Origin of the sequence: Streptomyces sp. NPDC008079 (assembly GCF_042957385.1) — a bacterium.
Taxonomy (GTDB): Bacteria; Actinomycetota; Actinomycetes; order Streptomycetales; family Streptomycetaceae; genus Actinacidiphila.
Genome location: NZ_JBIBIC010000001.1, coordinates 961153 through 979874 on the forward strand (window position 1 = coordinate 961153; position 18722 = coordinate 979874).

Here is an 18722-nt window from a genome sequence, read left to right on the forward strand (position 1 = left end):
GCACAGTTGTTGGTGCTGACCGAGCGCGGCTGGCGGCTTCTGGTGGACCGGCGGTGGCCGGGTACGCGGTCCGCGAACGTGGACATGCTGCTGGTCGGGCCCGGCCGGTGTCTTCGTCGTGGACGTCAAGAACTGGCGCGCCGACCCGGAGGTCGAGGACGGCCGGCTCCTCGCGGGCGGTGAGGTGAGGGACGAGCACGCGCGCAAGCTCTCGGCGGTGACCAAGGCCGCCGAGACGGCGGTCGCCTCGTTGGGGATGTCCCCGGTCGCGGTCCGGCCGCTGATGGTCTTCGCCGACAAGCGCGTGGACACCGCGCTGGGGAGAATCCGGCTCCTGGGGGAGCGGGAGGTCGGTCCGTATCTGCTGGCGGAGCGTCACCGGCTCAACGCCGCCTCGGTGCGCGTCATAGCCGACCACCTGGGGCGGGTGTTCCCCGAGTACGAGGGATCGTCCGTCACCGAGCCGGTTACAGAGCCCGTCACCGAGCCCGCCACAGCGTCGACCATGGCGCCGTCCACCGTGCCGCGCTCCGGACGCCAAGAACAGCCCGCCGCAGGGCTGTTCGACCTCGACGGCATGCGCGAGGCCGCACTTGACGCCGCCATGCGGGCACCGATCGAGCAGTGGATGACCTTCCTCGCCCAGGACCAGGTGGCCCTCGTCCGCCGCAACTGGTCCGGCCCCGCCCGTATCAGCGGACCCGCCGGTACGGGCAAGACCGTCGTCGGTCTGCACCGCGCGTCCTACCTCGCCCAACGCACCACGGGACGCGTCCTGTACGTGACCTTCGCCAGCAACCTCCCGCGCGTGCAGGAGACGTTCCTGCACGCGATGTCCCCCGCGGTCGCCGACCGGGTGGAGTTCCGCAGCCTGCACTCGTGGGCGCAGCAGTACACGCAGGACCGCGGTGTGCCGGTGAATCTGAACGGGGACAAGGCCGAGACGGCCTTCAGCCTCGCCTGGACGCACGCGGGACGCGACAGCCCGCTGACCGAACTCGACCCGTTGCCGCGCTACTGGAAGGACGAGATCGACTACGTCATCAAGGGCCGCGGGATCACCTCCTTCGAGGAATACGCCGTCCTGCCGCGCCGCCGCCGTCGGGTGGGCCTGCGAAGGCCCCACCGGCAGGCGGTCTGGGGACTCTACGAGGCGTACGAGTCGCTGCGCGTCCAACGCGGTGTGCACGACTTCAACGACGTGCTGACCCTCGCGCTCGCCGAGGCGAGCAGTTCCACCGAGGCCGCGCCGTACGCGGCCGTCATCGTCGACGAGGTCCAGGACCTGACCCTCGTCGGGGTCAAGCTGCTGCACGCCCTGATCGGCGACGCTCCCAACGGCCTGCTGCTCGTCGGGGACGGGCAGCAGGCCGTCTACCCCGGCGGATTCCGGCTCTCCGACGCGGGCATCGACATCCGCGGCGAGCGCGGGCAGGTGCTCAGCACCAACTACCGCAACAGCAAGAACATCCTCGACGCGGCCCTCGCGGTGGTCGCCGACGACGCCTTCGAGGACATCGACGGCGTACGCAGCTCCGGCGCCAGGGAAGTCGACCTGACCTACCACGACGGCCAGGTGCGGCGCGTGGACCGGCCGACCGTCGAGGACCACGACCGGGCCCTTCTGGAAGCGCTGTTGGCCCTGACCCCCGCCGAGCGGGCCGACTCCGCCGTGCTCTGCCCCTCCGTGCGGGCCATCGGCCGCTACCGGGACCTCCTCACGGCTTCCGGCCTCCCGGTCTGCCCGCTGGAGCGCTACGCCGGTCACGCCGTCGAGGGCGTCAAGCTCGGAAGCTACCGGCGTGCCAAGGGACTTGAGTTCAAACGCGTCTACCTTCCGCGGTACGACACCTCCCTGCTGACCGGCGCCGAAGGGCTCTCCGAGACCGAGCGCGAGCGCCGCGAACTCGGCCGCAGCCAGCTCTTCGTCGCCATGACCCGCGCCCGCGACACCCTCTGGCTGGGCAGCGTCACTCCCGCCGCCCAGGCGTGACGCGTCTACGGACGCTCGGCGCGCAGCCTCCGCAGGAGGTCACGGCTCGCGACGGTGAAGGGGTGGTCCTGGCCGAGGCTCTGGGCGCGGCGCGCGACGACGTCGTCCATGAGCGCGATGCCTTCGCCGGTGTGACCGAGCGCGGTGCGGGTGCGGGCCTGGAGCTGGCGGGCGGCGAGGGCGATGGGGTAGTCGGGGCCGAAGCGGTGCAGATAGGTCTCGGTCACCTCGCCGATCTCGCTGTCGGCTTCCTCGAGGCGGCCCAACTGGAAGAGCGCCCAGGCGTGGTTGTGGCGGGCCCCCACGGAGACGGTGTGGTCGACGCCGAGGTGTTCCGCGCACTGCCCCGGCAGCGACAGCAGGCCCGTGCGTCCGTCCTCCGCGGTCAGTTCCGCGGCGCCGAGCGCGGCCAGGATGCTGGACCGGGAGCGCAGCGTCAGCGGATGCCACGGCCCCAGCGCGGCCTGGCGGCCCGCGGCCGTGGCGTACAGGAGCGTCAGCGACTCCTCGGCGTGGCCGAGATTGCGCAGGACGAGTTGGAGCCCGTGCGCGCTGTCGAGGCTGTCCGGGTCGTCGGCTCCGAACCGCTGCCGCTGGGCGGTGAGCGTGCGCCGCAGCGACTCCTCGGCCTCGGTGTAGCGGCCCAGCCGGAACAGGACCCGTCCGGCGCGTGAGCGTGCCGCGAGTACGGCCCGGTGTCCGTCGCCGAGCGTCCGCGCCGCGATGTCCGCCGCCGCGCCGACGGTCTCCCACGCCGACGGGTAGTCGCCGGTGCGGTGCATCGCGGTGGCCAGCCGGGTGGCCACCTCCAACACCTCGGCGACGGCGGCGGGTTCGCCCGTCCGCCGGAGCAGTGCGCGTACGTGGGGCGCCAGGAGCCGCAGCCGGGGATCGTACGGGCCCGCGTCGGGCACCTCCGGCAGCGCGGCGCCGAGCAGGCGGCCGGCCGTCGCGTCCAGCACAGGGGCCTGCGCCGCCGGGGTGGCGGCCACGACACTGTCGAGCAGTACGCCGTGGCCGAGAACGCAGCGCAGCCCCGCGTTGTCGCCGACGTCGACCCGTTCGACGAGCGAGTGGTCGAGCAGGGCGCGCAGCGCCGACTCGGCGCGACCGCGGGGCAATACGGCGCTGATGCCGTCGTCGTTGAGGACCGACAGCGGCAGCGGCTCGGGGGCCAGCCGGGCGATCAGACGCAACAGGTCGACCGCTTCGGGCAGTCCGCGCGCCGCGAAGGCGTCGAGCGTCAACTGCCAGGTCTGTCCCACCAGATGGCGGGGGTCCGCATCACTCAAGGCATCGGCCCCTCGGTCGAGCAACTGGACTGGGAGTTCTTCCTCCAGATGGCGTCCGTACACATCCATCGTCCAGGGCTCTATGACCTGGTGGGAGAGGAAGCCGCCCGCGAGGGTGAGCGCGAGCGGGAGGCGGCCCAGGCGGTCGGCGATCTCGGCGGCCTGGGCGAGCGTGCCGGTGTGCGGGGCGAGGTCGCGCAGGACGCGCGCCGCGTCCTCGCGCGGCAGGACGCCGATGTGCTGGAGTTCCGCGCCGGGCCACCAGCGGGGTGCGGCTCGGCGGGTGGTCACCAGCACCGTGCCCCGCGGGCTGGTGCGCAGCCAGCTGCCGTCGCTGAGGATCGCGGGGTCGTCCGCGTTGTCGAGCACCAGCAGCCAGGGATCGGGGGAGCCGGCGAGGTACCGCCAGACGAGGTCGGCCGCGGGCCGGTAGCCGTTGCGGGCGGCGAGCAGTTCGCCGTCGGCCGCGCCGCGGTCCGCGGCGACCGCGAGCATCCCGGAGCGCAGGCTCGCCCGGTCCGTGGCGTTCACCCAGAGCCCCACCCGCCCGTACTCGGCGGTGGCGGTCTGGAAGAAGGCGTGGGCGACCGCCGTCTTGCCGCAGCCACCCATGCCGTACAGCACGAAGATGTCGTCGCCGCTCTGCGCGGTGAGGGCGCTCCTCAACCGGTCGAGGACTTCGGTGCGGTCCCGCAGGACCAGGGGCGGGCGGCCGACGGCGGGTCGGCGCACCGAGTCGGGACCGGCCGGGGCCTGCGGGCCGCCGTCGTAGTGGTGGTGCTCGCTGATGTGCTGATCTCCCGACGCCTGGTAGACCCGGCCGTCGTCCTGGGCGCGGCCGTCCATGGACCCGCCGGTCGTACCGCTCACCGCTCGGTGACGCGCTGGTCGTGGCGGGTTTGGGCGCGGCCGGGCTGGAAGCGGCCGGTCCGGAGGCGGCCGGGCTGGAAGCGAGCGGGCTGGAAGCGGCCGGTCCGAAAGCGACCGGTCCGGGCGCGGCGCCCTTGTGCCAGGACGCGGTGACGCGTGGTCCGCCAGGCGTCGGTCGCCATCGGGGCGACCACGGGGGCTCCGGCGGTCCGCGTGAGCACCGCGAGTTCCGGATCCACAGCTCCCCCTACCATTCAATAATCTGATCATATTGGCTTTGAGCCAATATGAGGACCGGTAACGTCCGGTGTGGATCATTATTGCACCGGGAGTCGAATTGCGATAGGCATCCGCAGGCGGTCGCCGCCGTTGCCGTGGCATATGCCAGACGGCTGGTTATCGGGTACGCTCCGGCTGTAGTGACGCCGATGCGGGTACGATCCGCACGCGGTACGACAGTACGCAGCCGATCCTGGGGGCAACCATGACCAGACCATGGGAAGCAAATCCCGACACCACATTCTTAAAGCGCCTCGGTAAATCACCTCAGGAGCTGGGGAATACGACCGACACCCCCGACTGCCCCGACATCTGGGAGCTGGAGAACGGCGACATCGCCGTCATCGGCCGGGATCTGACGGCCTCCCTCGGGCGGAATCTGCCCGCCGGGGTCTCGGTCGGCTCCGACGAGCGACTCGTCGTCATCCCGAGAAACATGCTGATCGCGGCGAAACCGGACATTCCCAGTGTTTGACTCCTTTCCCAACGGCACCTTCGAACGCCTCGCCCGGCCCGCCTACCACGAGGAATTCTTCCGGATCCTCAAAAGCGGCGTCAGGAGCCAGGACAAGCTGGAACGCGGCCAGCATTTCCAGGAACGCGGTTTCGCGAGCTGGGAGGCATTCGCCGCCGGGCGCTGGGAAGAAGCACTCGCGCTCATCGAGGAAAGGCGTCCGGCCTACGCCCGGCAATTCGCCGAGGCGGAGGAGTTGGGCGTCGCGCAGCGGCGGCTCCGAGTCGTCGAATTCCCCGTGACGCCGTACGTGCAGTGGGAATTGCACGTCCTGCGCCTGCGCGCGGCCGTGGGCGACCGGATCAGGGTCCTGGACGCGCGGACGATCGCGGACATCGAGCGCGAGCGCACGGTGCCGGAGGTCGTGATCCTCGGTGACGTGGTGATGTACGAGGTGCAGTACGACGACGAGGGAAACGCGGACGGGGCCAGGAGGTACGCGGAACCCGCCCTGATCGCCGAGACCAGGGCGGGGTTCGCGTCGCTCTATGCGCGGGGCGAGCCCTTCGGCGACTTCTTCGACCGCGAGATTGTCACGCTCTCACCGCCGGTCATCGACGGCGTCGGCTAGCCGACCGCCGGCCGCCGGGCGGTCCCTAGGCGTTCGCGAGGACCCCGCAGGCGGTGAGGTGCCAGGTGGGGGCCGCGGAGCGGACGCGTCCGTCCGGCATCTCCGCGCATCCGTCAGGGGTCGACTGCCGCGCGGCGGACGGGTGTTGGGGTCCGGGGCGCGGCTGGCCCCGAAGGGTGAATGTCCATACATATGTGCTTGTGGTGGCGCGAGCGCGTCCCGGCCTACCGTTGATTGTTGCCCGCTGTCGCCGCGCGGCGGCGGGCACGGGTGCTTCGTGGTTCGGGTCGAGGTCGAGGGGGACCGCTCATGGCCAGCGCGTTTCAGGAGCAGAAGCTCAGGGGGATGTTCGGCGCGTTCGACGCCGACGGTGACGGCTACCTGCGCGAGGAGGACTTCAGGGCGCTCGTCGCCCGCTGGAACCGGCTGCCCGCGGTGGCGCCGGGCACGGAGTTGCGCGCACGCGTCGAGACGCTGCTGATGGGCTGGTGGGCGGCGCTGCTGGAGACCGGCGACACCAACGGGGACGGCGCGGTCGACTGGGGTGAACTGCTCGCGCTCGTCGACCGGTTGCCCACGATGATCGCGGACGTCGTCGCCACCGCCGACACCGTGTTCGAGGCCGTGGACGCCAACGGTGACGGCGTCATCTCCCCGGAGGAGCACCGCACGCTCGTGGAGACCTGGAACGGCCGGCCCGTCGACATGACCGGCGTCTTCGAACTCCTCGACCTCAACGGGGACGGCCACCTCAGCCGTGAGGAATTCACCCTGCTGTGGCGCCAGTTCTGGATCAGCGACGACCCGGCGGAGCCGGGCAACTGGCTGTGCGGACGGTTTCCGACGCAGCGGCACTGAGGTCGCCGCCGCGGGCCCGTGCGTGAGGCGCCGGGCCCGCGTCACGACGGCGGGCGCGATCACCTCCGGCATCCCCGGCAAGTGCGTCGACATCGCGAACAGCGGCACCGCGAACGGCACGGCCGTCCAGCTCTACACCTGCAACGGCACGGCCGCGCAGAAGTGGACGGTCACTTTCGGCGCGGGCGGCGCGATCCGGGCGCTGGGTGGCTGCCTCGACATCGCCGGGGCCGCCACCGCCAACGGCGCCCTCGTGGAACTCTGGTCCTGCAACGGCGGCGCGAATCAGCGCTGGGTCGTACAGTCCGACGGGTCGCTGCTCAATCCGCGGTCGGGCCGCTGCCTCGACGATCCGGGCTTCTCGGCGGCCGACTGGACGCGGTTGCAGATCTGGGACTGCGACGGGGGCGCGAACCAGGCGTGGACGCTTCCGGGCTGAGCCCGGCCCGGCCTCGGGCGGGTGGGCGGCCGGGTGCATCGAGACGCCGGTACGCGGGGCCCGGCCGCGGCGGGAGGGGCGTACGTGCCCGCGTACGTACGCCCCCGCGGTACGTCTCTACGCCCGCCCCCGACGCCCGGCCTCCCCGACCGGGCCCGGACCAGCCACCGGCCGCTCCGGGTTCAGGCACCGGCCACGCCCCGGCCGCTCCGGGATCAGGCCCCGACCAGGCACCGACCGCGCCCCGGCCGGGCCCGGACCAGGCACCGGCCGCGCCCGCGGCCCCTGTGCTCACGATCACACCGCTCGGCGTCGCGGTGCCCGTGGCCGTGGCGTGCCCGGCTCCCCGCCGCCGCCCGGCCTCCCGCGGCGGGAGAATGTGGCCCGCCCGACCGCTCCCCGCCCCCGTCCGTGGTTATTGTTGCCATACGTCAAATGTTTGGCGTCCGTCGGTGTGCGCGGCGGCTCCTCTCTGGCCCCCGGTCGCGGGTGGCCGGGATCGTCCGGGAGGGCGCTGCGATGCAGGGTGTGGCTTTCCGGGGCGGGCTGCGGGCGGACGGGCTGCCCGCCGCGCTCGACGATCCGCGGCGGCTGGCCGCGGTGGCGGCGACCGGCCTGCTGGACACCGGTCCCGAGCCGGAGTTCGAGGACCTGGCGGCCCTGGCCGGTGCGGTGACCGGCTGCTCCCGGGCGTTCATCACGCTGGTCGACGAGCGCCGCTCGTTCTGGAAGTCGTGCGTCGGGGTCGACATCACGGAGATCGCGGGGCGGCAGAATCCGGTGCGCGAGAGCTTCTGCTACTTCCTGGTCGGCCTGGACGGCGAGCCCTTCGCCGTCGAGGACGCGGCCACCGACCCGCGCACCCGCGACCACCCCTCCGTACAGCCGATGAAGATCGGCGCGTGGGCGGGTTACCCGATCCTCGGACCGGGCGGTGAGGTGCTGGGCAGCATGTGCGTGATCGACGACCGCCCGCACGCCTGGCGCCCCACGGAACTGGCCACGCTGGCCACCCTCGCGCGGGCGGTCGGCAACGAGATCAATCTGCGGACCTCGCTGGAGACGGCGCGCACCGCGCTGGCCGCGACCACCGACCTCGTACGCAGCCTCCAGGACAGTTTCCTGCCGCCCGTCCTGCCGACGGTCTCCGGTCTGGACGCCGCCGCCTCGTACACCCCGGCGGACGGCGGCATGGTCGTCGGCGACTTCTACGACCTCTTCCAGGCCCGCGGCCCCTGGTGGTGCGCCACGATGGGCGACGTGTGCGGGAAGGGCCCGGAGGCCGCCAAGGTCACGGCGCTGGCCCGGTACACCCTGCGCGCGCAGGCCACGCAGCACCTGTCGCCCGCCGTGGTCCTCGACCACCTCAATTCCGCGCTGCTCGACCAGCGCACGGACGGCCGGTTCCTGACCGCCGTGCACGCCACCTTCCGTACCACCGCCACCGGCGTGTCCGGCCGCCTGTGCACCGCCGGGCACCCGCCCGCCCTGATCCTGCGCGCCGACGGCCGCGTCCAGGAGTCGGGCCGCCGCGGCAGCCTGCTGGGCGTCCTGCCCGACGTGCATCTCACCGACGTCCGCTTCCGGCTCGCGCCCGGCGACACGCTTCTGCTCTACACCGACGGCGCCACCGAGGCCCGTCCCCGCCCCATCGTCCCGGGAGCCCCGCGGCCGCTGTTCGGCGAGGAGAATCTCGCCGCCGCCCTCGCCGCCTGCCACGGCATGGACGCCCCTTCCGTCGTCCAGCGGATCGGCCGCGTCCTCGACGACCACAGCGGTGGGTGGGCGAGCGACGACACCGCCCTGCTGGCGCTCCGCGTCCCGCCCCGCACGGCCGGTCTCTGACCCCGCCCGGCCCCCCGGGGCCGCCGCCCCCTGTTGACCTCAGCGATTCACTTCGGCGCCCCGAGGACAAAAGCCGCATAGCGCCCTAGCCTCATCTCATGGCTGACCTCCCTTTCGACGACGTCCGGGACTTCGTGAACGCCGACCGCGGCTTCGTCGCCGCGCCCGCGTCCACCGCGGTGACGGCCGAGGACGGGTCGGTGGTGTGGGACTGCGGGGCGTACGCGTTCATGACGGCGGCGCAGTGCCCGCCGACCGCGAATCCGTCGCTGTGGCGGCAGGGGCAGCTCTGCGCCCGGTACGGCCTGTACGAGGTCACGCGGGGGATCTACCAGGTCAGGGGGTTCGACCTGTCGAACATGACCCTGGTCGAGGGGGAGCGCGGCGTCGTCGTCATCGACCCGCTGATCTCGACGGAGACCGCGGCGGCGGCCCTGGCGCTCTACCGCGAGCACCGCGGCGACCGCCCGGTCACCGGATTGGTCTACACCCACTCCCACGGCGACCACTTCGGCGGCTCGCGCGCCATCGTCCCGCACGGCACCGAGCAGGACATCCCGGTCCTGGCCCCGGCCGGATTCCTGGAGCACGCGGTCGCGGAGAACGTGTACGCGGGCACCGCGATGACCCGCCGCGCGGTCTACATGTACGGGGCGGAGCTGCCCAAGGGGCCGGCGGGCCAGATCGGCGCCGGTCTCGGCGCGACGACCTCGACCGGCACGATCAGCCTGGTGCCGCCGACGGTGCACATCACCAGCACCGGGCAGGAGGAGACGGTCGACGGCGTACGCATCGCCTTCCAGCTCACCCCCGGCACCGAGGCCCCCTCGGAGATGAACTTCCTCTTCCCCGACCACCGGGCCCTGTGCATGGCCGAGAACGCCACCCACACGCTGCACAATGTGCTGACCCTGCGCGGCGCGGTCGTCCGCGACCCCCGGATCTGGGCGCACTACCTCTCCGAGGCCCTGGCGATGTTCGAGGGCAAGGCGGACGTCGTCTTCGCCTCGCACCACTGGCCCACCTGGGGCCAGGAGGAGATCACCGCGTTCCTCACCGGGCAGCGCGACCTCTACTCCTACCTCCACGACCAGACCCTGCGGCTCATCAACCAGGGCCTGACCGGCCCGGAGATCGCCGAGGAGCTCACCCTCCCGCCCGCTCTGGAACGTACGTGGGCGGCCCGCGGCTACTACGGCTCGGTCTCGCACAACGTCAAGGCGGTCTACCAGCGCTACATGGGCTGGTTCGACGGCAACCCGGCCCACCTGTGGGAGCACCCGCCGGTCGAGCAGGCCCGCCGCTTCGCCGCCGACTACGGCGGCACCGACGCCCTCGTGGCCAAGGGCCGGGAGTACGCCGACGCCGACGACCTGCGGTTCGCCGCCACGCTCCTCAACCACGCCGTGTTCGCCGAGCCCGGACACCAGGGCGCGCGCGAGGCGCTGGCCGCCGTCTACGACCGCCTCGGCCAGGGCGCGGAGAACGGCACCTGGCGCAACTTCTACCTCACCGGCGCCATGGAGCTGCGCGGCCGCCTCGCCAAGGTCCGCCTCGACACCGCCAACCCCGAGATGGCCATGGCCCTCACCGTCGACCAGCTCATCGACTCCCTCGCCGTCCGCGTCGACGGCCCCCGCGCCTGGGACACCCGGCTGACGATGGACTGGCACGTCACCGACCACCGCCGCACCTGGCGCCTGACCCTGTCCAACGGCGCCCTCACCTACCGGTCCACTCCCGGCGCCCCCACCGCCACCACCGCGGACCTCACCCTGACCCTCACCCAAGCCCAGCTCCTCACCGCCCTCGCCACCCGGAACCTCGACAACGTCACCACCGAGGGCACCCCCGACACCCTCTCCCGCCTCCTCTCCCTCCTCGCCACCCCGGACCCGGACTTCCCCCTCGTCACGCCGTGAGTGGCGCCCGTCGTTCTGGGTGATGAGAGCGCACTGGTACCGCGGTACCAGTGCCGTGCCGAAGGGTCTCCCACGGTTCCAGGGATCGCCCCGCCCGCCCTCGTAACGTCGAAGGTGCGGGTCGCGCCGCGTCCTCGACGAGTGCGAAGAGCGTGATGAGCGCGACGAGTGCGACGAGCGCGATGAGTGCGACGACTGCTGCGAACGCGGTGAGCGCGTGAGTTCCGTACGCGAGGCGTGCGCGCGGGACGTGAGAGGACCAGGGGACCAGAGGCCGATGATCGAAGTGCGTGAACTGACGAAGCGGTACGGGGACAAGACGGTGGTCGACCGGCTGTCGTTCTCCGTGAAGCCCGGTGAGGTGACGGGCTTCCTCGGGCCGAACGGGGCCGGGAAGTCGACGACGATGCGCATGATCGTCGGCCTGGACGCCCCGACCCGGGGCTCGGCGACCGTCGGGGGCCGCCCGTACGCCCGGCACCGGGCGCCGTTGCGCCAGATCGGTGTCCTGCTCGACGCCAAGGGGGTCCACCCGGGGCGCAGCGCGTTCGGGCACCTGAAGGCGCTCGCGCTCACGCACGGCATTCCGCGCGGCCGGGTGGACGAGGTCATCGAACTGGCGGGACTCGGCAGCGTGGCGGGCAAGCGGGTGGGCGCGTTCTCGCTCGGCATGGGCCAGCGGCTCGGCATCGCCGCCGCCCTGCTCGGCGACCCCGAGGCCGTCATGCTCGACGAGCCGGTCAACGGCCTCGACCCCGAGGGCGTGCTGTGGGTGCGCAATCTGCTGACCGGGCTGGCCGCCGAGGGCCGGGCCGTGATGCTCTCCTCGCACCTGATGAGCGAGATGGAGCTGATCGCCGATCACCTCGTGGTCATCGGGCGCGGACGGCTCCTCGCCGACACCTCGCTCAAGGACTTCACGCACCAGGCCGGCGGCGGCGGGGTGCGGGTCGTCAGCGGCGAGGCCGCCCGGCTGCGGGACGCGCTGGCCGCGCCGGGCGTCACCATCACGTCCTCCTCCGACGAGGAGTTGCTCGTCCACGGCTGGGCGGCCCGCGACATCGGTACGGTCGCCGCGCACTGCGGGATCGCGCTGTACGAACTGGCCCCGCAGACCGTCTCGTTGGAGACGGCCTTCATGCGCCTCACCCATGACTCCGTGGAGTACCACAGCGACCCCGCGGGCACCGAGCGGAAGGCCGCCTGATGACCACCGACACGATCGCCGTCGCCGTACGCGCCGACCGGGACGGGCAGGGGGTGACCGGCCGCCGCGTCCTGCGCTCGGAGCTGAGCAAGTTCCTTTCGCTGCGCTCCAGTTGGATCACCCTGGGGGCCTCGGTCGCCGTACTCGTCGCCTTCGGCGTGATCGCCGCCGCCGTCTACCGTCCCCCCGGCGCCGACGCGACCGGGACGCCCGACGACCCGGTCGGCCTCGCGCTGACGGGCGCGGGCGTCACCGGCCTGATCGTCGGCGTGCTCGGGGTGATGATGTCCGCGGGCGAGTACAGCACCGGCATGGTCCGTTCGACCTACGTGGCGGTGCCGCGCCGGTGGCCGGTCCTGGCGTCGAAGAGCGCCGTGATCGGCTCGCTGGTCCTGGTCCTCACCGCGGTCGCCGCCGTGGTCACCTTCGGCCTGGGCGCGGCGAGCCTGCGCGGCGACGACATCGCGCTGTCCCTGGGCGACGAGGGCGTGCTGCGCGGCCTGGTCGGCGCCGGTGTCTACCTCGCGCTGTTCGCCGTGTTCGGCGTGGCCCTGGGGACGCTGATCCGCTCCGCCTCCGGGAGCATCGCCGCCCTGGTCGGCCTGTTGATGCTGCTGCCCGGCCTGACCGCGCTGCTGCCCGACTCGCTCCAGGACGCGGTCGAGCGGTACACCCCCGGCAACGCGGGCTCGGCGATCTACGCCCTGCACAAGGCGTCGGACTCCCTGTCGCCCGGCGCGGGACTCGCCGTCTTCGCCGCCTGGGTGGCCGTGGCCCTGGGCGCCGCAGCCATCCGGCTGAAGCGGTCCGACGTCTGATCGTCGCGGCGGCCGACCGTTCGTCGGAAGGGTCACCAGCGGTGACAATGAGGCTTATGCACCGGGACCGGGACTTCAGGGCCACGATCGCGGCCCGGGGCCGGGATGTCAGGGACGGGCTCGCGGCTCGGGGCCGGGATGTCAGGGACGGGCTTTCGGCTCGGGGCCGGGATGCCAGGGCGCGGTTCCTGGCCGGGAGGCGGGATCTCAGAGTCGGGTTTCTGGCCAGGAGGCGGGACCCCCGCGTCGAGGTCTCCGCCTGGGACCGGGGCCCCGGGGCCGGATTCTCCGACCGCGACCCCCGAACCGCCTTCGCCGCCCCGGACCGGGGGACGCCGGTGCCGTCCCTCGGTCCCGAGGCCGCCCTGGGGCACCCGGTCCTGAACCTCATGCTGCAAGCCAGCGGCCTCCTGCGGGAGTACGACCGGCGGCACCCCTGGCTGCTGGACACCGCGGTCGTCCTGCTCTTCGCGGGCGTCTGCCTGCCCAACCTGCTCTCCGGCGGCGCGCCCGCGGCCGTCGCGGCGGCCGACGCGCACGGGGCGCCGTCGACCGCCACCCTCTACGTGCTGTTCGCCGCGCTCGTCCTGCCGCTGTGGTGGCGCCGCCGCGCCCCGGCCACCGTGCTGGTCGTGACGATCGCCGCCTTCCTCGTCCAGTCCGCGATGGACGCCGGGCTCGTCGCCTCGTTCAGCCCGCTCATCGCCCTGCACAATGTCGCCCGGCACAGCTCCCCGCGCGTGCTGGGCTGGGCCACCGCCGTGGCCGCCGCCGCGAACGTGGTCGACGTCTTCGCCCTGGAGCCCGCGGGCAGCGAGTTCCTCGTCCTCTTCTTCCTCCTCGGACTGGTGACCGCCGCCGTCGCCACCGGTCTGACCCTGCGGACCCGCAGGTTGTACCTGACCGCGCTGGAGGACCGCGCCCGGCGCCTGGAGGTCGAACGGGACCAGCGCGCGAGGCTCACCGCCGCCGCCGAACGCACCCGTATCGCCCGCGAGATGCACGACATCGTCGGCCACAACCTCTCCGTCATGGTCACCCTCGCCGACGGCGCCTCGACGCTCGCCGCCCGCAACAACGAGAGCTCGACCCCGGTCCTGCGCATGGTCGGCGACACCGGGCGGCAGGCGCTGGGCGAACTGCGCCGCGTGCTCGGCGTCCTGCGCGGGGACGACGACGCCGCGGACCGGCGGCTCAGACCGCAACCGGGCATCGGCGACCTCGACATGCTCCTCGCACGGGTCCGCGCGGCGGGCCTCGCGGTCACGTACCGCACCACGGGCGAACTCGCCAAACTGGGCGAGGGCCTGCAACTCACCGTCTACCGCATCGTCCAGGAAGCCCTGACCAACACCCTCAAGCACGCCGGTACGGCCACCGCCTCGCAGGTCACCGTGACCGCCGACGCGGGGACGGTACGCATCCGCGTCACCGACACCGGCCCTCCGTCGCACGCCGCCGGCCCCGCGGCACCCGCCACCGGGGACGACGAGCACGGCCACGGCCTCGTCGGCATCCGCCAGCGCGTCGCCCTCTACGGCGGTACGGTCACCATCGGCCCCACCACCGACCAGCCCGGATGGACCGTCGACGTCCAGCTCGACGCGACCGTCGACCCCACCGACCACAAGGCGGAAAGCCACCTGCCATGACCACCTCCGTGCTGATCGTCGACGACCAGCCCATGCAGCGCTTCGGCCTGCGCATGCTCCTCGAGGGCAGCCCCGGCGTGACCCCCGTCGGCGAGGCCACCCACGGCGCCGAGGCCGTCCGCATGGCCGCCGAACTGCGCCCCGACGTCGTCCTCATGGACATCCGCATGCCCGGCATGGACGGGCTGGAGGCCACCCGCCAGATCATCGCGGCCGGCGGCCGTACCCGCGTCCTCATCGTGACCACCTTCGACCTCGACGAGTACGCCTACGAGGGTCTGCGCGCCGGGGCCAGCGGCTTCCTCCTCAAGGACGCGGGCCCCGAGGAACTCGTCTCGGGCATCCAGGCCGTGGCCACCGGTGACGCCGTCGTCGCCCCCAGCCTCACCCGCCGCCTCCTCGACGCCCACGCCCACCACGTCCTCACCCCGCCCGACTCCCCGGCCGCCCAGGACCCCCGACTCCGCGAACTCAGCGCCCGCGAACGCGAAGTCCTCGTCGCCATCGGCAACGGCTGGACCAACTCCGAGATCGCCCGCCACCTCGTCCTCTCCGAGTCCACCGTCAAAAAACACGTCGGCCGCGTCCTCGCCAAGATCGGCGCCCGCGACCGCATCCAAGCCGTCATCCTCGCCTACGACGCCGGCCTGGTCCGCTCCAAACGCTGACCGCCGGAACGTACGGATTCCGCCGCCCTCCCGCCACGTCCCACGTCCCACGCTCGGCTCGGCCCGCGCCCGGCCCCGAGGTCTCGCGGGACGGCGGCTTCCGGCACGGAACCGATCCACCCGTACGCGCCCGGCGACGCGTACGGGCAACGGGAATCCCCGGGGCGCGGGCCCGAAACCTCGGGGTGCGGCCTCGCGCTTCGTGACCACTAGGATCCCGCCATGTCTGACGATCTCGGCTTCACGTGTTCGTGCTGCGGAAACCATCACGCGGAGCTCCCCATGAGCTACTCGACCCCCGCCCCGGACGTCTGGGACCCCGCCTTCGAGGCCGATACGAACAGCATGCTGTCGTCGGACCAGTGCGTCATCAGGGGCCAGCACTTCTTCATCAAGGGCCTGATCGAGATACCCGTGATCGGCGGCGAGGACGTCTTCTCGTGGGGCGTCTGGGTCTCCCTGAGCAAGGACAGTTTCACCCGCGCCGTCGACCTGTGGGACACCGAGGGCCGCGAGGCCGAGAAGCCGTACTTCGGCTGGCTCAGCACCGAGCTGTCCCTCTATCCCGAGAGCACCACCGACCTCAAGACCAACGCCCACACCCGGCCGCTCGGCACCCGCCCCTTCATCAAGCTCGAACCCACCGACCACCCCCTCGCCGTCGAACAGCGCACCGGAATCACGCCCGCCCGCGTCCGCGAGATCGCCACGGCGGTACTCCACCCGGCCTGACCACACCCGAGGCAAACCGGCAATGGCCCAGCGCCCGCGTTCCCGATCGCGTCAAGTACCCCACAACCGCCCGGTGTCGGCTCGCCGGATCGGCGTCCCGCCAGCAGCCCGGCAGGGCGGGGGAAGGCGCGGGTGGTTCGTATCTGCGGACGATGACCTCGCTGAAGTTCTTCAAGACCGAGCGCGAGTGCACGGAGCCGTCCTACGGGTGGTGGCTGGCGGAGAAGAACCCGGTGAAGGCGGGGTTCGGGGACATCGACGGCGACCGGTACGCGGACGTGCTGTCCCGCGACCTGGCCGGTCGGCTGTGGTTCGTTCCCGGCAGCAGCGGTCGCGGACGGCTGATCGGCCCCGGCTGGAATTCCATGACGGCGATGACCCGGCACGGCGACTTCACCGGTGACGGCATCGAGGACCGGCGCCGATTGGTACGGCCTCAACGGCACCTTCTGACCCCGGCACGCGCCAACTCCCGGCTCGCGCAGCGCAGTTGATCACCAGGTGGGAGGTGTCACTGTCGGCGTCGGCCGGGGCGCGGAGCCGCAGATCAGTCAGGTTGTCGGGGTCCGGGCCCGCCGCGCGGACCTCGGCGATCAAGACCGTGGACTGCTACGATCCTGGCGAATTCGAACGTGGGGGGCCGCCGGAGGATTCACGTTCCCGGCGGATCGGTACCGTTCGAACCGTCCCTCCTCACGCCTCGCGCCCCGCGCCACGCCGCCGTTGCCGGTTCCGGCAGATGTCATCAGCGCCGGTACGACCGGCTTCCTCTCGATCGGCCTGGACTCGGACCTGCTGTGGACCCGGTACGCGGGCGGCGCCACCACGCCGCTCGGCAGGGACATCGGCCGGTCCACCGCGACCTTGATGCACGGGTCGGTGTCCGACGTCGTGGCCCTGGAGCGCGGCACCGAGTACGACACGGACCACCGGGTGGAACTGCACGACATGGGGACCGGTGACATCTCGGTCGTTCCGTTGGGGAGGAACCGTTCCCTGAAGGGGGTCGTCGGATCGACGGTGGTGGCGTGCCGGGTGCCGTATCCCACGGATGACACGTGCACCGAGGCGCACTTGATGAGTGTCGGTGACGGAGTCACGACCGACCGGGTGGTCACGGGCCTGCCCAGCGGTGCCTTCGGACTGCGGGCGGCGGCCGCCACGACCGGCGCGCTCGCGCTGTCCTACAAGACCTCCGTGGCGGGCGGGACCACGGCCGACGGTCTCGCGGTGGTCGACCTCGCGTCCGGTACCGCGACCACGTCGCACCTCGCCTCGGCCGGATTCACGACCGCCATTTCCCCGGCGTACGTGTCCAGCGTGAGCACCGGGAACGCTCCGGTGCTGAGCGTGGAGAACCGGGCCACGGGCACGGTGACGCGGCTGTCCGCGCTGGGTCCCGGCTACCCCCTGACCGGCCTGGCAGGGAACTGGGCGGTGTTCGGTCCGGACACACAGCTCGGGGCGGGCTCCGCCGACTGGGACTTCTCCTTGCGGGCCGTCCCGGTGGGCGGCGGCGCCGTGCGCAAGGTCCTGGACCACGCCACCACCGTCGTCCCCGCGCCGGACGGCGCGGTGCTCGTGACGGGCGGCACTGTCGCCAAGGGCGAGGGCGTGTACCGGGTTTCCGTCGGCCCCGACGGCGCGCCGGTCGCCGACATGGTCGCCAGCAAGGGAGCTCCGACCAAGCTCGCTCTCCTCGGCTCCAGCGTCCCCGTGGCGGCGACTCTCGACCCGGCGCCGTGGAAGGCGCGGTGGCAACTGTCCCGCAGTAACGCCGAAGTGACCGTCACCCTGCTCCACACCGCGACGGGAGCCGTGGGCCGGTGGCATCTGGACCGGACCGACAACACCACCGATTGGGTGCGGATGGACTGGGCCGGGCGGATCTTCATGGACTGGACCGGGGGGATCGACAGCGGCTCCGCCCCCAACGGTGCCTACACCTGGCAGATCACGGCGAAGCCGTACGACAACCTCGGGCCGACGCTGAACGTGAGCGGCGGCTTCACCGTCGCGCGCCCGCCCGCTCCGCACGACTACACCGACAACGGCTCCCCGGACATCCTGGCCCGCGACAGTTCCGGCGTCCTGTGGCGCGAGGACACCGTGTACTACCCCGAGAGCCACCAACTGACCGGCTCCGACCGGGTCAAGGTCGGTCCGGGCTGGAACATCTACAGCCGGATCGTCGCGGTCGGCAACGTCGCCGGCTCCTCAGCCGGCGACCTGATCGCCCGGGACAACGCGGGCGTCCTGTGGCTCTACTCCGGTACGGGCAAGGGCACGTTCGCCGCGCGGACGAAGATCGGTCCGGGCTGGAACGTCTACACGCAGATCACCGGAACCGGAGACTTCACCGGCGACGGCCGTGCCGACCTCGTGGCCCGCGACGGCTCCGGTGCGCTGTGGCTCTACCGGGGCACCGGGAACGCCAGGGCGCCCTACGCCACCCGCACGAAGATCGGTCCGGGCTGGAACATCTACAAAGAGATCGTCGCGGTCGGCAACATCGCCGGCTCCTCAGCCGGCGACCTGATCGCCCGGGACAACGCCGGTCTGCTGTGGCTGTACACGGGCAGGGGCAACGGCACCTTCGCCCCCCGCATCAAGATCGGTCCGGGCTGGAACGTCTACACGCAGATGTTCGGCATCGGCGACAGCAACATCGACGGCAAGCCCGACCTCATCACCCGGGACAGCACCGGCACGACATGGCGCTACCTCGGCACCGGAAACGCCGCCGCCCCCTTCGCCAAACGAGAGCTCACCGGCGTCCTCCCCGCCCACCAATACAACACCGCCCTCTGACCGCTAGTTCCCCGCCGCGTAGCAGCTCGCGCGCCATCCGCGTGATCCATGGGGGACGATGACCCGGCTGGATGCCCTCCGAGCCACGGCCGGACCGGTATCGGCGACCGAGCCGGCGGAGTCCGTCCGCGCACTGGTCCGCTCCGCGGCACCGAACACGCCGACGAGGCGGACCAGGAACCCCTGATGGGCCCCACCCCGCCCCCCGCCGACCACGTCATCACGGCCTCCCTGACAGCCGCTGTCACGGA

General features: G+C 72.3%; 15 protein-coding genes. 14 read left to right on the top strand and 1 reads right to left on the bottom strand.

Annotation, left to right across the window (positions count from 1 at the left end; genetic code table 11):
* Window positions 1-118 precede the first annotated feature (118 nt).
* Window positions 119-1993 (top strand): UvrD-helicase domain-containing protein, encoded by a 1875-nt coding sequence (locus ACFZAM_RS04195; protein ID WP_391042535.1) that lies wholly within the window; start codon window positions 119-121, stop codon window positions 1991-1993.
* Window positions 1994-1998: 5 nt separating this feature from the next.
* Here ACFZAM_RS04195 and ACFZAM_RS04200 read toward each other — a convergent pair whose 3' ends face one another.
* On the bottom strand, window positions 1999-4131 hold the full coding sequence (locus ACFZAM_RS04200) for a tetratricopeptide repeat protein (RefSeq protein ID WP_355336426.1): 2133 nt from the start codon (window positions 4129-4131) through the stop codon (window positions 1999-2001).
* Window positions 4132-4639: 508 nt separating this feature from the next.
* Between ACFZAM_RS04200 and ACFZAM_RS04205 the strand changes: the two genes are divergently transcribed.
* The 13 genes from ACFZAM_RS04205 (at window position 4640) to ACFZAM_RS04265 (ending at window position 18471) form a co-directional block, all read left to right on the top strand.
* Complete coding sequence (locus ACFZAM_RS04205) at window positions 4640-4909, top strand: hypothetical protein (protein ID WP_355335978.1); 270 nt, start codon at window positions 4640-4642, stop codon at window positions 4907-4909.
* The gene (locus tag ACFZAM_RS04210; protein ID WP_391042538.1) at window positions 4902-5519 is read left to right on the top strand and encodes a DUF6879 family protein; all 618 of its coding nucleotides are present in this window, start codon (window positions 4902-4904) and stop codon (window positions 5517-5519) included. Before ACFZAM_RS04205 ends, ACFZAM_RS04210 begins: the two co-directional genes overlap by 8 nt.
* A gap of 309 nt (window positions 5520-5828) precedes the next feature.
* Window positions 5829-6377 (top strand): EF-hand domain-containing protein, encoded by a 549-nt coding sequence (locus ACFZAM_RS04215; protein WP_355335982.1) that lies wholly within the window; start codon window positions 5829-5831, stop codon window positions 6375-6377.
* A gap of 22 nt (window positions 6378-6399) precedes the next feature.
* Window positions 6400-6816, top strand: a complete 417-nt coding sequence (locus tag ACFZAM_RS04220; protein ID WP_391042542.1) for a ricin-type beta-trefoil lectin domain protein — start codon at window positions 6400-6402, stop codon at window positions 6814-6816.
* A 519-nt stretch (window positions 6817-7335) separates the two neighbouring features.
* On the top strand, window positions 7336-8661 hold the full coding sequence (locus ACFZAM_RS04225; protein WP_391042544.1) for a SpoIIE family protein phosphatase: 1326 nt from the start codon (window positions 7336-7338) through the stop codon (window positions 8659-8661).
* Window positions 8662-8759: 98 nt separating this feature from the next.
* The gene (locus ACFZAM_RS04230; RefSeq protein ID WP_391042547.1) at window positions 8760-10583 is read left to right on the top strand and encodes an alkyl sulfatase dimerization domain-containing protein; all 1824 of its coding nucleotides are present in this window, start codon (window positions 8760-8762) and stop codon (window positions 10581-10583) included.
* Between the two features lie 277 nt (window positions 10584-10860).
* Window positions 10861-11790 (top strand): ABC transporter ATP-binding protein, encoded by a 930-nt coding sequence (locus ACFZAM_RS04235; protein ID WP_355335988.1) that lies wholly within the window; start codon window positions 10861-10863, stop codon window positions 11788-11790.
* A complete protein-coding gene (locus ACFZAM_RS04240) occupies window positions 11790-12608 on the top strand; it encodes an ABC transporter permease subunit (protein ID WP_391042550.1) in 819 nt (272 codons plus the stop codon). Before ACFZAM_RS04235 ends, ACFZAM_RS04240 begins: the two co-directional genes overlap by 1 nt.
* Window positions 12609-12997: 389 nt before the next feature.
* Window positions 12998-14260, top strand: a complete 1263-nt coding sequence (locus tag ACFZAM_RS04245; protein WP_391042552.1) for a histidine kinase — start codon at window positions 12998-13000, stop codon at window positions 14258-14260.
* A complete protein-coding gene (locus tag ACFZAM_RS04250) occupies window positions 14257-14928 on the top strand; it encodes a response regulator transcription factor (protein ID WP_355335994.1) in 672 nt (223 codons plus the stop codon). Before ACFZAM_RS04245 ends, ACFZAM_RS04250 begins: the two co-directional genes overlap by 4 nt.
* A 282-nt stretch (window positions 14929-15210) precedes the next feature.
* Window positions 15211-15660: a DUF2199 domain-containing protein gene (locus ACFZAM_RS04255; protein WP_391042555.1), complete on the top strand. Its 450-nt coding sequence runs from the start codon at window positions 15211-15213 to the stop codon at window positions 15658-15660.
* 152 nt (window positions 15661-15812) lie between these two features.
* On the top strand, window positions 15813-16154 hold the full coding sequence (locus tag ACFZAM_RS04260) for an FG-GAP repeat domain-containing protein (RefSeq protein ID WP_391042556.1): 342 nt from the start codon (window positions 15813-15815) through the stop codon (window positions 16152-16154).
* Window positions 16155-16383: 229 nt separating this feature from the next.
* Window positions 16384-18471 (top strand): FG-GAP-like repeat-containing protein, encoded by a 2088-nt coding sequence (locus ACFZAM_RS04265; RefSeq protein ID WP_391042557.1) that lies wholly within the window; start codon window positions 16384-16386, stop codon window positions 18469-18471.
* Window positions 18472-18722 lie beyond the last annotated feature (251 nt).